Annotated in this window: 14 protein-coding genes and 5 pseudogenes; 6 read left to right on the top strand and 13 right to left on the bottom strand. The window is 66.2% G+C overall.

Annotated elements, in window-relative coordinates; translation table 11 throughout:
* A pseudogene (locus AB0C78_RS49335) lies at positions 1-233 on the top strand (transposase family protein); the annotation flags it as partial.
* A 76-nt stretch (positions 234-309) separates the two neighbouring features.
* Here AB0C78_RS49335 and AB0C78_RS49330 read toward each other — a convergent pair.
* Entirely contained in the window at positions 310-1,059 is a 750-nt protein-coding gene (locus AB0C78_RS49330) for a hypothetical protein (protein ID WP_151600365.1), read from the bottom strand.
* 401 nt (positions 1,060-1,460) lie between these two features.
* Positions 1,461-1,747, bottom strand: a pseudogene (locus tag AB0C78_RS49325) (IS5/IS1182 family transposase); the annotation flags it as partial.
* A gap of 29 nt (positions 1,748-1,776) precedes the next feature.
* On the opposite strand from AB0C78_RS49325, the gene AB0C78_RS49320 reads away from it, so the two are divergent.
* The gene (locus AB0C78_RS49320) at positions 1,777-2,055 is read left to right on the top strand and encodes a hypothetical protein (RefSeq protein WP_360762326.1); all 279 of its coding nucleotides are present in this window, start codon (positions 1,777-1,779) and stop codon (positions 2,053-2,055) included.
* Positions 2,056-2,780: 725 nt separating this feature from the next.
* Here AB0C78_RS49320 and AB0C78_RS49315 read toward each other — a convergent pair.
* The 5 genes from AB0C78_RS49315 to AB0C78_RS49295 form a co-directional block, all read right to left on the bottom strand.
* Complete coding sequence (locus AB0C78_RS49315) at positions 2,781-3,179, bottom strand: hypothetical protein (RefSeq protein WP_151600368.1); 399 nt, start codon at positions 3,177-3,179, stop codon at positions 2,781-2,783.
* Positions 3,172-3,498: a hypothetical protein gene (locus tag AB0C78_RS49310; RefSeq protein ID WP_360762323.1), complete on the bottom strand. Its 327-nt coding sequence runs from the start codon at positions 3,496-3,498 to the stop codon at positions 3,172-3,174. The genes AB0C78_RS49315 and AB0C78_RS49310 overlap by 8 nt, the downstream gene beginning before the upstream one ends.
* A 660-nt stretch (positions 3,499-4,158) precedes the next feature.
* Positions 4,159-5,445: a PQQ-binding-like beta-propeller repeat protein gene (locus AB0C78_RS49305; protein WP_360762320.1), complete on the bottom strand. Its 1,287-nt coding sequence runs from the start codon at positions 5,443-5,445 to the stop codon at positions 4,159-4,161.
* A gap of 540 nt (positions 5,446-5,985) precedes the next feature.
* Entirely contained in the window at positions 5,986-7,608 is a 1,623-nt protein-coding gene (locus AB0C78_RS49300; RefSeq protein WP_360762317.1) for a right-handed parallel beta-helix repeat-containing protein, read from the bottom strand.
* A 241-nt stretch (positions 7,609-7,849) separates the two neighbouring features.
* Positions 7,850-8,437, bottom strand: coding sequence for an LOG family protein (locus AB0C78_RS49295; protein ID WP_151600372.1), 588 nt, complete (start codon positions 8,435-8,437; stop codon positions 7,850-7,852).
* A gap of 640 nt (positions 8,438-9,077) precedes the next feature.
* Between AB0C78_RS49295 and AB0C78_RS49290 the strand changes: the two genes are divergently transcribed.
* The gene (locus AB0C78_RS49290; RefSeq protein ID WP_360762314.1) at positions 9,078-9,497 is read left to right on the top strand and encodes a hypothetical protein; all 420 of its coding nucleotides are present in this window, start codon (positions 9,078-9,080) and stop codon (positions 9,495-9,497) included.
* 270 nt (positions 9,498-9,767) lie between these two features.
* Here the strand turns inward: AB0C78_RS49290 and AB0C78_RS49285 are convergent, their stop codons facing one another.
* Positions 9,768-10,169, bottom strand: coding sequence for a transposase family protein (locus AB0C78_RS49285; RefSeq protein WP_360762311.1), 402 nt, complete (start codon positions 10,167-10,169; stop codon positions 9,768-9,770).
* A 112-nt stretch (positions 10,170-10,281) separates the two neighbouring features.
* A pseudogene (locus tag AB0C78_RS49280) lies at positions 10,282-10,548 on the bottom strand (transposase family protein); the annotation flags it as partial.
* 86 nt (positions 10,549-10,634) lie between these two features.
* On the opposite strand from AB0C78_RS49280, the pseudogene AB0C78_RS49275 reads away from it, so the two are divergent.
* From AB0C78_RS49275 to AB0C78_RS49265, 3 genes and pseudogenes are all read left to right on the top strand, one after another.
* Positions 10,635-10,786: pseudogene (locus AB0C78_RS49275) on the top strand (IS701 family transposase); the annotation flags it as partial.
* A 242-nt stretch (positions 10,787-11,028) separates the two neighbouring features.
* A complete protein-coding gene (locus AB0C78_RS49270; protein WP_360762308.1) occupies positions 11,029-11,514 on the top strand; it encodes an SDR family NAD(P)-dependent oxidoreductase in 486 nt (161 codons plus the stop codon).
* Positions 11,477-11,788: a hypothetical protein gene (locus tag AB0C78_RS49265; RefSeq protein ID WP_360762306.1), complete on the top strand. Its 312-nt coding sequence runs from the start codon at positions 11,477-11,479 to the stop codon at positions 11,786-11,788. Before AB0C78_RS49270 ends, AB0C78_RS49265 begins: the two co-directional genes overlap by 38 nt.
* A 600-nt stretch (positions 11,789-12,388) precedes the next feature.
* Here AB0C78_RS49265 and AB0C78_RS49260 read toward each other — a convergent pair.
* The 4 genes and pseudogenes from AB0C78_RS49260 to AB0C78_RS49245 all read right to left on the bottom strand — a co-directional run.
* Entirely contained in the window at positions 12,389-12,988 is a 600-nt protein-coding gene (locus AB0C78_RS49260; RefSeq protein WP_151600374.1) for a TetR/AcrR family transcriptional regulator, read from the bottom strand.
* A 224-nt stretch (positions 12,989-13,212) separates the two neighbouring features.
* Positions 13,213-14,663 (bottom strand): annotated as a pseudogene (locus AB0C78_RS49255) (ISL3 family transposase); the annotation flags it as partial.
* Positions 14,664-14,924: 261 nt separating this feature from the next.
* Complete coding sequence (locus tag AB0C78_RS49250; protein ID WP_360762302.1) at positions 14,925-15,230, bottom strand: hypothetical protein; 306 nt, start codon at positions 15,228-15,230, stop codon at positions 14,925-14,927.
* A 205-nt stretch (positions 15,231-15,435) separates the two neighbouring features.
* The coding region (locus AB0C78_RS49245; protein WP_360762299.1) for a transposase at positions 15,436-15,876 on the bottom strand (441 nt) is incomplete at its 5' end.

Below are 15,876 nucleotides of genomic sequence, written 5' to 3'. Positions count from 1 at the left end.
CCCTGGCCGCCACCGGCCTGCTCGTGCTGGCCGACAAGGCCTACCAGGGCGCCGGCGCGCACATCCTCACGCCCTACAAGGGACGCGACAAGCCCCAGCCGCAAAAGGACGCCAACCGCGCACACGCCACGCTCCGCGCACCCGGCGAACGCGCGAACGCCCAACTCACGTCATGGAGAATCCTACGGAAACTGCGCTGCTGCCCCCACCGCGCCGGCCACCTCGCCAAAGCCACCTGCAACTCCGCGAGACCGCATCACACTGAAAAAGGTTCACTGAGAGGTCTTCGACCTGAAGATGCATGCGAGGTCAGCGTGCAACCAGAAAATATTGCCCGAAAATTTCGTTGAAATGGTAGCCTTGAGATTCAAGGATGCGCATCGCCTTGGTTGTCAGCAGGCCACCCCGCCGCCCAGGAGACACTTCGGTGAGCATACCCTTCACCCTGGCTAGCCGAACCCAGTTCGCAACCGCACGCCAATTGCATCCGATAATGTCTTCCATTTTCCGCACGGGATTCGGATACCCCAGGTCGACGTACCATGAGTACAAGGCAGCCACCAGGGCGAAAAAGTCGTCCGACCGTCCCGCTCGCCCAGGCCGAGGCACTGACCGTACCGCACAGTTTATCTGGCTAGCCATCCCCTCGATCACTTCAGAAAGATTACACTCTCTTTCCATTTTCTGCATCAAGTTCAGCATCTCCTGGGCGTCCCTAGTCATCTTCGCCAGTGGGATCGAACGCAATGTGTCAACCGTGATTCCCCGCTCGACCGACTCGGGGTTCGCCTCCCGGCTGGCCCTGATGACGAGTTCAACGGGTCCGCCGGTGATCATCGTCGGCCAACGCGTCGTCACCTCCCAGGTACCGGTGACCATGCGATGCTCGACAGCGGTCACTCGCGCGGGCATCTCGTCCTCGGCCCGGTCACCCTCAGTCCCGCCAGAAACGCTCACAGAGGAAAAGACTTTGAGTTCTGACCGTTCAGCGGTTTCCATGCTCTCTCGCTGAACTTCCGGACTCCGATGCTGATCGCTCTGTCCGTATGCATGCTTCATGCAGAACCCCTCTCGTTCACAACTGCCGGCAGATCCCGAGCGACAACCCGGTTTCCCCGAGATCAGTGTTGGGATTCGATCGCCCGGATCCATGGTTCCTTGCCTCATCCCTACTGTCGGGAGCGCTGCCCGATCGGCAACAGCCGAGGAGAATCACCGGACGTGTCGGTCGTAGACCGCTTGGCCAGCCGCGAGCAGACGTCGCCCAACGCCCCACGGATCCGGACTGGCTTGAGCCTCAGCCGCTGCGCGATCTCCAAGACCGGAGGGCGGGTCTGCAATCCTGTGACGCACAGGGGGCAAGCGAGCCCTTCTGAGCCGATCCAGGTCGGCCGCAGCCGGGCCAGAGATGTTCAAGTCCCCGCAGTTCTCCATGAAGCGGCGCTTCGCGGAATCTATGATCAGCTTTTGAGGGTGGCGGCGCCCTGCTCGCCGGGCGTGCTGACCTGGGCGTGGCTCCGGTTGAACAGCTTCTTGCATTTGCCGAGCGGGCGGCACTTTCGGCGCTTATAGGGCATCCCGATCCCGTCGCCCGCCCCGACGTGTCCCTTGTCGGTGTAACAGACGATCGACCGGCTGGTGAGCGCGTCGATGACGCCATGGATGCGGGCAGCGGTGGGGTCGTGCGTCGGGCTGGGCAGCACCGGCGAAGCCCAGGTCGGCCGGGCGGGTCGGTCAGGAACTGGATGCAACGACCTCCCACAATACCTTTATGTCATGGCCAGGAGCGCCACCGGGTACACCGCCAGAATACTCGTCAGCGAGCTTACCAATGGCTTCCCCACGGCCCAGTGGCAACTGGGTCGAGAGCGAGACCAGATCCTCTTCACCGGCATCGACATCGCCAACAGCAGCGCCTACACCGTTGCGATCCGCACTTACACGCGCACGGTCGGCTCCGCCACCTATCTCTATGCCGCAGACACCAACGCGCAGAACGATTCAACAGCCTTCAGAAAGCTTCTGGCGAAACCCAGACGACTTTTCGCAGAGTGACGTGGGTAGATGTATCGCATCCCATATGGTCGCGCCATGACACCCACGTCTCCCCCGATAAATACCAAGCACTCGAGTGTTCATGACCGTATTCGATGTCGATTCCGCGTCACCTCTCCGAGGTCTATCCAAGGGCGGCGAGATTTTTTCTTCGGCCGCGTTCCTGCTCGCCCCGGAAGACGATGAGGACATCCCCGGCGCAAGGGCCCTCTACTGGCCGACGGGCTTGCGGCGAGCGGGTTCACCGTGTCCACGCGTTCTTCGCCGGACACGGCGACGTCTTCGGCCCGGGAGTCATCGCCGGCACGAAACCGATGAGCATGGCGGACCTGCTGGAAACGCTCTGTCCCGTATAACCGAAACCGGTGCCGAACCCCCACCGGAACCTTGGGGCGTTCTCTGCAACGATGTCTGCTCGGCGCCCCGGTGAGGCCGCGGACGTTGCGCGCCGTCCGCCGTTCAGGAACTCATACCGGGATGGGTGGCTCCCGGGCCCTTCCCCCCCGGCGATGAGCGCTCGGCTCAGGGCCGTGTCCTCGCGCCGGCGCCGCAGGCTCGTGCTGACTGCCGTGGCCGCCATAGTGCTCGCCGGGGCGTTCAGTGCGGCCAAACTGATCGCCGGGACCGAAACGACCCGTCAACACTTGCAAGCGGAGCGTTCGCCCGGGCACGCTTCCAGACTTGCGGAGACGCCCAGGTCGACAGCCGCGCCATCGCCTCCCGTGTCACCGCCGGTGCCGCCGTCGCCACATCGGGACCGTGGTCCCGCGGGATGGATCGCCGCTCGAGGAGAGTGCGTCCGACGGTGGCGGGAAGATGAACGACGCGGGCGTGCTGGCACGGGCGGCGGACCGTTTCCGCCGCCGGGCGCAGCCGGGCGGCCCCGGCCCGTACTTGCCCACCGTCCGTGGCCGGCCGTCGGTTCCGACGACCAGGGCGTACCCGCTCCCCGGCGCGTTGACGAACAGGTTGTTCTCGCGGACTCGGAGTTCCAGATCATCACGTCCTTCGAGCAGGTACAGCACACCGGTCTCGCGTCCTGCCGGGTCAAGGACCCGCACCTGCCCGGATTCCCGCGCCAGCACGTGGACCTTGCCCGTGAACGGCACGACGGGATCACGCAACAGAAACGACCCTACGCGCGTGCGTGCGGGGTCCAGCGACCAGTGTTGAGAACAGTGACCGCGGCCAGCGCGCGAAGGTGCGTTTGGGTACGAGCGCTCCGGCGAGCGGGACCGGCGCGGCGACCCGGCAGATGTGCTTGCCGGTGACGAGCACCAGATCACGGTCGCTGCGGTCGACGACGAGGGCGCCTTGGTCGAGCACGCACAGCACAAGGGCGCTGTCGGGGGCCGTGACCTCGACGGCATGGGCCACGGAAGCGCCATTGACCGTGACCTCCAACGCCGCGACGGCGCCCTGCCGGGCCAGCGCGCGACCCACAGCTGCCCGGAGCCATCGAACTCGCCGCCTGCCAACGGGCCGGGTAACTGAAGAAGAGAACCCACCGAACGCAACGTGGTCGGATCCAACACCCGCACCATGCCGGAAGCACACTCGATCACGACCGCGGCGGTCGCTCCCATCGCCAGGTGCGGATCGCAGCCCGCGTGCCGATGTCCGCACGCCCGGAGATCCAGGGCCGGTCAGATCGAGCTCTGATCATTCTCGGTTACCTGCACCTGGTGGCCGCGGGCATCGGGTACCTCGCAGCGCTGCTCGACCCGGCCGCTGTCGGGGTTGACCCGTCCCGCCTCGCCCGTCACCCGGCTTCACAGCCAGGCGCTACCGTCGGAGGCGGCGATCGCGTGATCGATCTGGCCGATGCCGAGCAGCGTCGCCAGCAGCGCGACGACGGTCAGAACGGCCGCCGTCCTCCCGGCCAGCCGCGTACGGGCCCGCGCCCTTCCCTCGCCGGTTCACGGACACCCTCCCGTCGGGCGGACCCCGTCGTGCGGGCCCATCCGACCGGGCCTCACGCAAGCCCGCGGCCAAACCGTGTGTCACCCTGCAGTTTCAGTAAGACCTCCTGAGCGACAGTCCAGCCACCGGCTCCCCCGGCAGCCCGCCGCTTCGGATCTAACGGTGCCCGCTTCGCCCCGATCACAGGCCCGGGAGCGCGACCAGGGCATGGTCTGTGGAGGTTGGGCCGCCGACGCCGAGTCCACCGCAGGTGACGAAGAGAACACCTCGGTAAAGCGCCGGCACCGGTTCGGTGCCTACCCACGCGACCGCCGGATCGTACTGGCGGACGACGGTCTGCTGTCCGCTGGTGGGATCGATACGGACCAGCTGTGGTCGCTCGTTGACCCGGCCGACGGCATAGGCGAGCAACCCACCGGCGGTTGAGGGAACCGGGTGCAGGCGCGTCATGTCGCTGCTTCCGCGAATCCCCCACAGGCGCTTTCCCGAAGTGATGGACCACGCCACGATCGTGTTCTGCTCAGTGGAGGCGTCGTCCTCGGGCTCCATCGCCACCGCCACCGTGTCTCCGCTGATCAGGATGTTGCTGGACGGGTTCCCGTCCACTCGGTGATGTCCTGAGTGCTCGGGGCCCTCGGCGAGGGCCGTGCGCACGGTGCCCTGGTCGCTGAGAACCATCAGATGGGCCTTGTCGGAACGGTCCTCATCGTCGACGACGATCGGATCGGTGCTCAGAACACCTTTGAGCAGCCCGGGTCGGCGGAGCCGGAAGGTCCATTGCGTCCGGCCCGTCCCCGGATCTACCTGTTCCACCACATGCCTGTGGAAACCGCTGGTGACGCATGATACGAGCCGCACGAGCCGGCGGCCACCAGTGTAGGAGTTGGTGTAGCAGTCCCCTCCTCCGTAGAGAGCCGCGGTCTCCGTCCACAGTTGCGTGCCGTCACTCACACGGAACGCGGTCGTCCGGTGGTGCTCCATCGCCGCCACCACGGTGTCGCCGCTGCGTGCCAGTTGGGGCTCCCCATTGTTGATCGTCGAGTCGTCGATGGGCAGGAAGCGCGTCCACCTGATCCTGCCGGTGTGGAGGTCGACCCCTGCGACGGTGCCGCAGTCCTCCTCGCTTCCGTACGCGACGATCCCGAGTCCGCTGTCGGCGATCGTCGATGCCTGGCACAGCGTGGCCGGCAAGCGCCTCTCCCACAGCCGACGCCCGGTGGCCACGTCCATGGCAACGAGACGGTCGGCCAGCGCGCGGACCACGGTCGCGCCGGTGAAGAGCGTCCCGCGCAACGAGTCGGACGTGATCGACCATTGCCCGTCCGCATACGGCAGCGACCAGGGCGTCAACTTCAGCGGCTTGTCCTTCACTGCACCGGTGGCCTCGCCACCTCCCTCGGCGGACGCTCGATCACCATGCCCATTGATCGAGACAAGCAGCAATACGGCAACGAACGCACTGACCACGGTACCCACAGTGACCGAGGCCAGCACAATACGATCCGCGTGGGACGATCGTAAGAAGCGGCTCGTCATACCTTTCCTCGAGGATGGGTTACGGAGGCGGTCACCGGCTAAGAGAAAACCATGACGCAGATGGGACGGAGCACAGTAGCGCAGGGCGTATACGAGGATACGAGGGCCAATTACTTCTTGTCCCCTGCGCGGAGTGCGTCACCGGGGTAACCAATCCCAGGACATGCCGTTCCGCTCGGCCCTGCCAGCGTAGCGGCCGTCGCAGTAGGCCGCGATCGAATAGTTCTTGTACGGCGGGTCGGGATTCGAAATATGTTCGAATGTGAAACCACTGGCATTCGCGGCGGGCGCCGCGGCCATGATGGCCCTATCCGCCGGAAGTGAAGCAGCGGCGAAATCGCACCGACACGAGACTTGCTCTGCATTCTTTCTTTCCTTGTCGTGGTCCAGAGCGCACTCACCATGCGAGTCCTGAGCGCACATGCCTGACCGTCCGGTCATGGTTCGGAGGTGCAGCCCCTGGCGATGGGTTCAGTCGCCTTCGACCCTGCCATGCGTCTCCTGACCCGTGACCGAACGAAACTGGGCGAGTTTCTGGAACTCCGTCGCCGGCCCGGCCGGGCCCGACCATGAGATGAGCGACCGCGGTGTACTGGGATCGGAGCGGACGTAGACGTTCCCGTCGGCCAAGACACCCATGGCGCCGCCGGGCTTTCTGCGGACCACGCCTCGGATGCAGAGCAGGCAAGGGGTGCCCGGCCGGGGGCGGGAAAGTCTGTTGCCGCGGATGGTGATCTTTTCGATCCGCCATGTCATCGCGGGATCCGGAACGGCGTTCCGTGGATCCCGACCGGGAACGCGCGGGTCGCCCGGGGTTCGCGAGTCCTGCACGAGCTCGATGGTGCGCCCGTTCCCGGACATCGTGTTCTTCTCGATCCGCACGTCCGAGGTGTTGTTCACGTTAAGGCCGTCATTGACGTTGCCGGTGAAGACATTGCGGGCGACGACCGCCTTCGCGCTCAGTTCCAGGGAGACGCCGTGGTCGGCGTTGCGCAGGATCTGATCACCCGTGATCGTGATGTCGTAGACCGACTCGTCCAGCCAGACGCCCTTGCCGAGGTTGTCGGCGACCACACTGTCGATCAGCGCGACCCGCCGGGACCGGGTGATCTTCATGCCGCCCGAGACCGGCGCGTACTGGAAGTGCTCCAGGTTGTTGTGCTCGGTGCGCACCGATTCCATCCGCAGATCGTCGGCGTAGTTGCCGTGCACTCCGAGCATTCCGTTGCCGGAAGTGGTGACGTGCCGGATGCGGGCGCTCGTGCCGGTCACACTGAGGCCGGTCGTCGCGGAGCCGGTCACCGTAACGTTCTCCAGCGTGGCGCCTTGGCCGGTGATCCTCACACTGCCCAGTTCGGGGAGCGAAGTGGCGTAGCGGCGGACGCCGATGCCGCGGAGCGCCGAATTGTCCGCTCGCAGGGTGAGAGCCTTGCCGAGCGTGCTCGCGCGGACGTCGTGTCCCCGTGGGTCAGTGCCCATGTAGAGACGCTGGGCGGTTTCGTCCACGTAGAACGTGCCCTTCCTGACCTCCGCAAGTGACCCGACCTGGGTCTGCGCTGCGCCGTCGACCCAGAGCTGGTCCGGATGCGCGGCCATCGGATGGACGGGTGACACGAATTGGAAGGCCGGGTCATCGCTCGGCTTGGCGCCCTTGGTGTAGGTCGGACTCGCGTCGAGCCGGGTGGTCCAGCCTCCTCGGACCCAGGCGCCGTTCTCCTGCCGCCATCCGGTGACGGGCGTACTGCCATCAAGCCACACGATCTCGTGCGGCGCCGACTGGATGGTGACCTGCTTCCCTTCAGGTACCTTGACGCTCTCGTGGTAAACGCCGCCGCGCAAGACGATCGTCCCTCCGACGGGCGCCTTCACCACGGCCGCGCCGAGTGTGCGCAGCGGCGCCTGCCTGGTGCCGGCGGCCTGGTCGTCGCCGCCCGGGGCAACGAACACGGCCCCGGGCGGAACGGGGTACGCAGTAGAACCGACGGGTGCGGCTCCAGCCGTCCTGGAGGCCTGCAGCTGATCGTCCTGCGGCCGATCGTCGTGCGACCGGCAGCCAGCGGGTCCGAACGCGACGGCCGGCACGCAGGCGAGCATGACGATGCCCCTTGCGTGGTGTCGTCTGCGTGGCATAACGGGAACTCACCTCGAGAAGTTCGGAAACCATGGATGGGCTACTACCGTCCGGAGTCGCTCCGCAGCCGCCACCGCGGCATGGACGGCGCCGAAGATATGCTGTGGCCCGCGCCGCCGTAATCGATCTTCAGCGTGCTCGCCAAGCCTCGGCCACGGAAGCCATCCGATCCAGCACGTCGTCGAGATGGTCACCCACGACCATCTAGTCGATCGTGACGTGCTCCAGAAAGCCGATGTCTGCGATGTCACGGCGGAGCGTGACGAGCTGTTCCCAGAAGCCATCTATGTTGAGCAAACCGATCGGCTTGCCGTTCAGCGCCAGCGTCTGCCAGGTCCACACATCGAAAAGCTCCTCGAGCATGCACAGCCCGTCGGGCAGCGTGAGAAAGGCCTGCGCTGGTTCGGCCATCAGCGCCTTGCGTTCGTGCATGGTTGTACACGACAGTCGTCTCCATGTCTGGCTCACGGCCGAACCGCCCGCACTCCGGCTGCACCATGAAGCGCGGGATGACGCCGTAGACCCGGCAGCAACCGTCGACACGCCCTGCGACACCGGCCTCATCAAGCCGGAGCCTCCACCGACGCACACGAACTCGATGCCGCGGTCGGCGAGCCCCCGCCCGACCGCGTACGCTGTCTCCGCCAGCATGAGCCGGCCCGGGGTGCGCTCGACGGCCGGGCGGCGCGGCAGTGCGGTGAGGCCGTGGCCGCCGGGTGGGCGTTGGGTGATCTGCATGTCGATGCCAGCGGTAGCGGTGTTCGAGGATGTGTTGCGGTAACCGCCGTCCACCCAGAGCTTTGGTTGGCGGGATGGGTGGCGGGGATCTGGTCGATCAGCGTGGTGCGGGCGACCAAGTACCGGGGGTGTTCCGTTTGGGGGTCCTCTACCGCAACACCCGCCAGCCGGCGTGGCGCTGCGGGTCGGGGTGTTCAGCAAGAGTGTTCCGCGAACCGTCTCGGTGACGGGGCCCTATCCGGAACATTTGAGCGCGTGAAAGCCGTGAACGCTCCCGGTTCTGGCACGTCCCCCGGCAAGGCCCCCGGTGCCGTCCGGGTCGGGTACGCCCGCTGCTCCACCGAAGAGCAGGACATCGTCGTCCAGACCGAGCAGATCCTCGCGCTCGGCGTCCGGCCGATCGGGTCTACATCGACCAAGGCTTCTCCGGGGCCACCCGCCACAACCGCGGCAGCCTGGACCAGGCCCTCGCGGCGGCGTGCCTCTGTCCTTCCTGAGGGGAGTAGGCCGGACTGGTCGACGCGGGAGAGGCCCTCACCTCTCGAGAATTCCCGGCACATTGATTGCGGTGACGACTGATGCCCGGACAGTTCTACTCAACGTCCACACACGAAAGAGCTAGCAGACGGAGGACAATCGGACATTTCACTCAACGAAATCTGATTACCTCTAAATTTCTCAAAGGGAGTCTATTTTGCAGTTCCGTATCGCTCGTATCCTCGGAGGGGCCATGGCGCTAACTACTGCCGCCATCATGGCAACCGCTGGCAACGCCTCCGCCACCACGTTGCCCCCGGCTTCCGGCGGTGGCTGGGAACACGTGTACTCCGCAACGGGCGTCAAGGTCTACGTCAAGGAACATGGTGACCAGATCAAGGTGTGCGACACGTCAGCGAACGGGCATGCGGCTATCGTCAAGGTCAACGACATCACCGAAAACAGCCATCATGGCCACGCGTACACGGCCAAAGACAAGACCAGCGGCGGTCCCTGCGTGATCCATACCGCGAGTCAGGGCGGGGCGTACAACCTCTACGAGGGCGACGAGTACGGCCTCTTCTACGTCGGCAACGGTGGGAGAGGCCACGTCTCGACGTTCGTCAACGACCACTGAGACTCCCCCGGCCATGAGGCCGGGCGCGGGATCACGGAGTCAACCAGGGGCGACAGGAAGCCCACCAAAGGGCGGAGAGAAAAGCGCCCAACCTCCAGCAACACGACTCCCGACAGAGGCGCGCGCCGTTCCGACGCGCGCCTCTCCCATCGAAAGAAAGCCCAGGACGACCCTACTCTCAACGCTACATCCACCCGCTCCATGTAGCTCCATGTAGCAGTGAGCCACGAGACGGTCACGGCACGACGCTGATCGCAGAGTCATACGGGCTCACACCCGCCGTTCAGCCCGCCAAGACTGATTTGTACCCGTCCACCGGCAACGTTTGTCGACGAGTTCAATGAACGCCTCTTCTTGCGGCGCTGCCGTGTTGACGAGATCGGCACCCAGGCCCTGGTAGCCGGCGTCGGCCGGAATCTGTACCGGCGGACCGGCAGCGAGTAGCTCGACCAGGCCCGACTTGCGTGCCTGGGTGATGTCGGCGCAGCTTCCGGGCTCGGCCTGGCCGCACAACAGCAGGTGACCGTCGGCGTCAGTGATCACCATGGCTTTGATCGCGTTCTGCTTGTTCTTGCCCGAGACGAACGCGTTGCGGTCCGGTTGCTTGGCCGCCGGTCGGCGGACCCTGACCCCGGTGGCGTCGATGATCGCGGTCTGCCCGCCGGCGCCCAAGTGTTCGAATCACCTCGGCCAGTGTGCGCAGCCGGATTCCCGGCTCGACAGTGCAGCCACGGTCAGCCGGCAGCGGCCGGACGTCGGCGATGGCGCGGGTGATGGTGGATCGGCTCATGCCAAACCAGCACCCCGGCACATCGTGGGTCACCCTGTGACGCAGATGGATCAGCGTGGCCAGCAGCCGGTCCACGAACACCAGTTTGTACTTCGCCCCGGCGCCCACCGCCCGCCGCCGCGGACGAGCGGCCAGCACCGCCTGGTGCCGCTCCTGCCACACGGGCCCGACCTCCGCGACCAACTCGGCCGGCACTGCCGGCGACAGACCGGTGATCCGACGATTCCCCACGACCACCGCACGCGCCACCGACCGGACCATCCAGACTTGCCAACGATCAAGGACTCCGCCGCCACCACAACCCTTTACGAGGTCGTTAGACTCCGCGGAAGCGAGGGCTACCGGAGTTGGTCCGGGTCATCGGTTCCCGTTGGCCTATCGAGGAATGCTTCGAATCCGCCAACCAAGAAGCGGGACTGGCGCAGCATCAGTTCCGGCTCTACCACGCCCGGTACCGTCACATCACCCGGCGATGCTCGGTTTGACCTTCCTCGCCGTTCTGCGCCGTAGCGCCGAAAAGGGGACCTGTCCCCCTGTGGACAACCGGCAGCACACCCTGGCGCCAATGGGTGGCCCTCGACCCCGTGATCGTGGTCGAGGGCCGACGCCGGCGGCTTACGGCCGCGTCGATGTGCTCTTGCAAGGTTCCCCTGTGGCGCAGTTCACGTAAGCGCGCGCGTTACGGTGCTCGGGCCGCCGGTGTCTGTTGTTCGTCAGCCGACAACGAAGGAGAGTTGAGGCATGACGAACGCGGAACAGACCTCGGTGCTGATCACCGGCGGCGACAAGGGACTGGGGCTCGAGGCGGCCCGGCGGCTCGGGGCGAAGGGGTGGACGGTCTTCCTCGGCTCGCGTGACGCGGGCCGAGGACGGGCCGCCGCCGACAAGCTGGCCGCTGATGGCGCGAACGTGGTGCTGGTCCCGCTCGACGTCGCCTCTGACGAGTCGGTGGGCGCCGCCGTCCGGCTCGTCCGCGAGTACACGGACCGGCTGGACGTGCTGATCAACAACGCAGGAGTGTCAGGAGGGGGCGTTGCCCCTGCCGATGCGACGGCCGATGAGGTCCACTCCGTCTACAACATCAACGTGTACGGGACGATCAAGGTTACCCACGCCTCCCTTTCCCTACTGCGGGCGGCGGACCATTCGCGGTGTGATGGTGTCCAGCGCTGGCGGTTCCTTCGCGGTCGTGACCGATCCGGAGCAGCCCATCTCGAAGCTCCATGAGATCGCCTACAGCTCGTCGAAGGCGGCGCTGAGCATGATCACCGTCCGGTACGCGCAGGCCCTTCCGGAGATCAAGTTCAATGTGGCCACTCCGGGAGAGGTCGCGAACCACACCTTCGCCGCCACCGACACGAACAACCACACCGGCGCGCTGACGATCACCCAGGGCACTGACTCGATCATCAAGCTCGCGACGCTCGGCGCCGACGGGCCGACCGAGATCTTCGTCGATCGCCTCGGCCCCGTGGCGTGGGGACCGCAGCGCGCCCGATGACTTGCGGTGGATGGGCCGCGAGGCGGTCCGACGTTTCCTGAGCGGGCGGAACCGGCATGGGCAACCCCGGCTGGAGAATGGGGCCACCTGCGGCCCGACGCCGACATCGGCCGGGTGCCGATCGCCGTCGGCATGCCCGTGCCGGACCAAAGCGAAACCCATCGGACCGTTGCACCTCAACGCTCGGCCGGAGCGGTCGGATCCGTCACGAGCCGGTCGTCCTTCTTGCCCGACCGGGGCCTGCGTCTCCGCGGAGGGACATGTCCGGTCCTGGAGCGGTGACCGTGAGGTGTCGACTGCCTTGCCTGAGCGCCGCGTCTCTGGCCGGAGGCGTCGGCGCGGCGTTATGCCGTTGTCATCGCCCACGAATGCCGCGACCCCAGCGACATGTCCGACGCCTGCGGGGAACTGATCGAACCCGCATCGGCCGCCTGGCGCGACCGGCACCGCGCGAGCGCGCTGGACATCGGCCGCCCCCCAGACTTCACCTGCGCGCCTCATGGACGCCACCGTCTACCGGCAGTTACGCACCCACCCACACCACACCCGACCGTCACCAAAAGTCGTGCTTCACACACACTCTGTTGCAATCTCTAACAGCTAGGGCGACGATGCAAACATTCGGTCGATCATCACATGCAGGAATGCCTGGAAACTGTGGGTGTCGGTGCGGCGGGGGGCGCTGCTGGGCGTGTGCCGGTGTGGTAGTTCACCGTGTTGGTGGACGGCACCGGTGTTGAGGAAACCGTAGACACACCACATCACGCTCCACACCAGGTAGTCGGGATCGACGTCGGGTGGTACCCGGTCACGAATCTTGTCAGCGATCTGCGTCGACCGGGGTTGCACATAGAACACGTCCACGCCGGTCACGTCGGCTGCGTCTCCCATCCACCCGTGCTGCCACAACGCCAGTGCCTGTGGGTGGCTGGCGAAGAAGTCCAGGAACGCGTCCGCAAGGAGCTTGATGCCCTGCCGGTCGGGTGTGAAGTGGGCGACCGCGTCTTGCATGGCCTCGTCTTCGGCCGTGTGGGCACGCTGCATTACCTGCCGGTAGAGCTCGGCCTTGGTCTCCGCGACCTGACGAACAGAGTGGATGTCGTCCCCCGCCGCCTCTGCGATCATCTGCAGCGATGCCCCGTCGTACCCGAGTTCGGCGAAGATCCGGGTTGCAGTTTCGATCAGCCGCTCCTGTTCCATACTTCAGCCCCCCCTAGGTCTCTTGTCCCCTAACCCCAGCGTATGTGAAGCGTGGCTACTTGGGTCGTGCCGTGGAAGAGGTTGACTAGTGACGCTGTCAAGTCCCCATCACATCGCTGCAATGCCTCAACCGAGGCCTCGGCACCCGCTGGTCACTCGGTCACGGGGGACTGTCTGAAAGTCGGCTCCGTCCCGTAGTCGGTGGTGACGCTGGGTTGAGTCACCGCGAGGAGGATGCGGTGGCGGAGAAGGTCGAAGCCTGCGTGTCCGTGCATCTGCCTCCTGAGTCGTTCGGTGTGGGTGTTGACATCTTCGGCGCTGCCGTTGTGGTGCGGAAGAGTGAAGCCGGCGTTCACGGCGGCTCGGTCGAGTTCGAGGCCGTTGGTGAATCCGTAATGGTGAGGTAGAGCTGCACGCGGTGGCGATCCAGGTGGTGAGCTTGCGGTCGTTTCCCGCGGCGGGGGTGAGCAGGGCGGCGAGCTGGCTCATCTCCAAGCAAGCTGCGGCGGTTTTCTCTGTAGGGCGGTGTCCTCGGCGCGCAGATGCTGAGGATCGGTCAGCAGCAGGCGGTTGGCGCGGCGCGCGGTGGTGACGGGTTGGTCGCCTTCGGTGCCGCCTTGGTTGAGGTAGGGGACCAGCAGGTTGGCGCTGCCGGAATACCCCAGTTCCCGGATCTCCTGCAGGAGGCGGGGTCGGCGGCGCGGCGGGCTTGTAGGTGTTCGCGCTAGGGATCGACGAGGGTAGGTATGCGTGGCGATGCGCAGTGTGGTGGGTTGAGGCGTGCGGGGTGCCCGTTTGACGGTGTTCCGAGCCAGGCCCAGGCGGCGGGCGCAGTCGAGCAGGACAACGCCGTGACCGAGCAGGTCGTGGAACTTGTTCCAGCGCTCAAGGGGGCTCTGCTCGCGTACTCCGCCGGGGCGCATTGGGTTGATGGCGGCCCAGCAGGCGGCGTGCGCGGACCTCGAGCAGACCTTGTCGCAGAGGTTGCGCCACAGATGCCACCGGTCACTGACCTGAACCGCCTCGGGCAGAGCACGGCGTAGGGCCTCAGCGTAGGCGGCAGATCCGTCCCGACACACCACCTGGACACCAGGATCTTCACGCAGCCAGGCCCCCAGCGTCGCCGCCTCGCGGTCGGGCAGCACCGCGACGCGTCGGCCGGTCTGGGCATCGATGATGATCGATGGCGTAGCGGTGGCGGTGACGCAACGCGAAATCGTCGAGGCCGATCATTGTCGGCACCGGCTGCTGCGGTACGGGGAGGCGCCGCAGCAGACGCAGAGCCGTACCGCGCGAGATCGGTGTGGCCAGGACACGAGCAAGAAGGGCCGTGGCACGGCCGCATAACTCCGTGCTAGTTCCGACAGTTGGCTGGTCAGTCACACCATCCGATGCCGATGGCGCTCCGGCAGCCCGTGGATCTGCTCGCGGAAGGTCTGCCGTCGGCACCCTAGAATCCGGCAGACCAGTCGCCGCACGCGCAGGTGCATGACGACCCGACGGCCGTCCACTGGCACGTCCGCCACCGTCCGCCCGTGATAGGCGTGAACCTCCGCCGTTAGCGTCCCGCACAACGGGCAGGGCACCGATCGTCCTTGGTACGCGCCGCGATCAGCACCGCATCAACGTCGTCAGACACGCCCTCGACCACCACGGCCGCAAGCCCCGAAAACACCATTGCCACAAGAGAGTCGACGTCGAACACGCCCAGTGATCACAGACGCACACCTAGCGTCACCACGACTACGAGACAGACCCGTTAACTGGACAGACCTGTGGTGGAGGCTGGTGGGCGTGGCGGGAAAGAAGATGGACGTCAAGCAGCGGCGGCGGGCCAAGCGGTTGGCGGAGCGGTTCGAGCGGCATGTCGGCGCGGTGGACCAGCGTGCCGGTGATCGGCGGTTCGTGCAGCGGGTGACCGATGCGCAGGGGCAGGTCACGGTGAGACCGGGCGATGCGGGCGGGGCCGCAGGTCGCTGATGCGCTGCGGCAGCAGGAGGAGTTGTTCCGCGCCGAATTCGGCCGGGAGGTGGGGCCGGATGATCCGGTGTTCTTCGACCCGGATGCCGACGAGCTGGTCCCGGCCGACCCAGGCAAGATGATGGCCGAGGTGCGCCAGGACGCCGAGCGGATGCTCGACCCGCAGATGCGGGCTTCCCCTGCTGGCGTTCGCCGACTTCGGGTACATGGTGACCGAGGCCAACCAGCACTCGTTCTCCGCGCATGAGGTCGAGGCGTTCATGGACGCGGTCGAGGGGTACCGAGGCTTGAGGAGCAACCGACTGGCCGACGGCTTTAGCGAGCGGGGTTGAGCAGCGTTGCCGCCATTGAGCGTTCTGATGTGTCTTGCTTGGGGACGGGGATGAGGAAGCTGCGAACAGATGTGGCAGCGAACGAAAGCATCGCTAAGGAGTGCCGAGCGGTCGGCCTTAGAGGTCGTAAGAGAATCAGCGGACGAGGTGTCGCCAGCAGATGATGGCTGCGGCGAGGGTCATGAAGGCCTCGTGGATGTCGTCGTGGATGTCGTCGGGGATCTCCCGGCGGATGCGCAGGCGGCGGAACCAGTGCAGCAGGCCGATGGTGCGTTCGACGACGTAGCGGTGGAGGCCCAGTCCCGATCCGTGCGGGGTGCCGCGTCGGGCGATGACCGGTCTGATGCCCTTGGCCCAGACCGGGCGCCGGTACTTGTCGTGGTCGTAGCCGCGGTCGGCCGGCAGCCGCCCGGGCCTTCGCCGGGGCCGGCCGATCCGGCCCCGGACCGGTGGCACCGCCTCCAGCAGCGGCATCAAGTGGGTGACGTCGTTGCGGTTCCCACCGGTCAACGACACAGCGAGCGGGATACCATGGCCGTCGCTCAGCAGGTGGTGTTTGGAGCCCGGCCGGCCGCG

The organism is Actinomadura sp. NPDC048394 (assembly GCF_040651755.1).
GTDB classification, from domain to species: domain Bacteria; phylum Actinomycetota; class Actinomycetes; order Streptosporangiales; family Streptosporangiaceae; genus Spirillospora; species Spirillospora montaniterrae.
The sequence above is the reverse complement of the archived record's forward strand: the minus strand, read 5'-3'. Positions and strand labels throughout refer to the sequence as shown.

Excerpts from the sequence above, each read along its gene's own strand:
- AB0C78_RS49300 (WP_360762317.1), bottom strand. The coding sequence starts at position 7,608 with ATGCTCGCCTGCGTGCCGGCCGTCGCGTTCGGACCCGCTGGCTGCCGG.
- AB0C78_RS49260 (WP_151600374.1), bottom strand. The coding sequence starts at position 12,988 with ATGGAACAGGAGCGGCTGATCGAAACTGCAACCCGGATCTTCGCCGAA.
- AB0C78_RS49330 (WP_151600365.1), bottom strand. The coding sequence starts at position 1,059 with ATGAAGCATGCATACGGACAGAGCGATCAGCATCGGAGTCCGGAAGTT.
- AB0C78_RS49320 (WP_360762326.1), top strand. The coding sequence starts at position 1,777 with ATGGCCAGGAGCGCCACCGGGTACACCGCCAGAATACTCGTCAGCGAG.
- AB0C78_RS49250 (WP_360762302.1), bottom strand. The coding sequence starts at position 15,230 with ATGAACGCCTCGACCTCATGCGCGGAGAACGAGTGCTGGTTGGCCTCG.
- AB0C78_RS49270 (WP_360762308.1), top strand. The coding sequence starts at position 11,029 with ATGACGAACGCGGAACAGACCTCGGTGCTGATCACCGGCGGCGACAAG.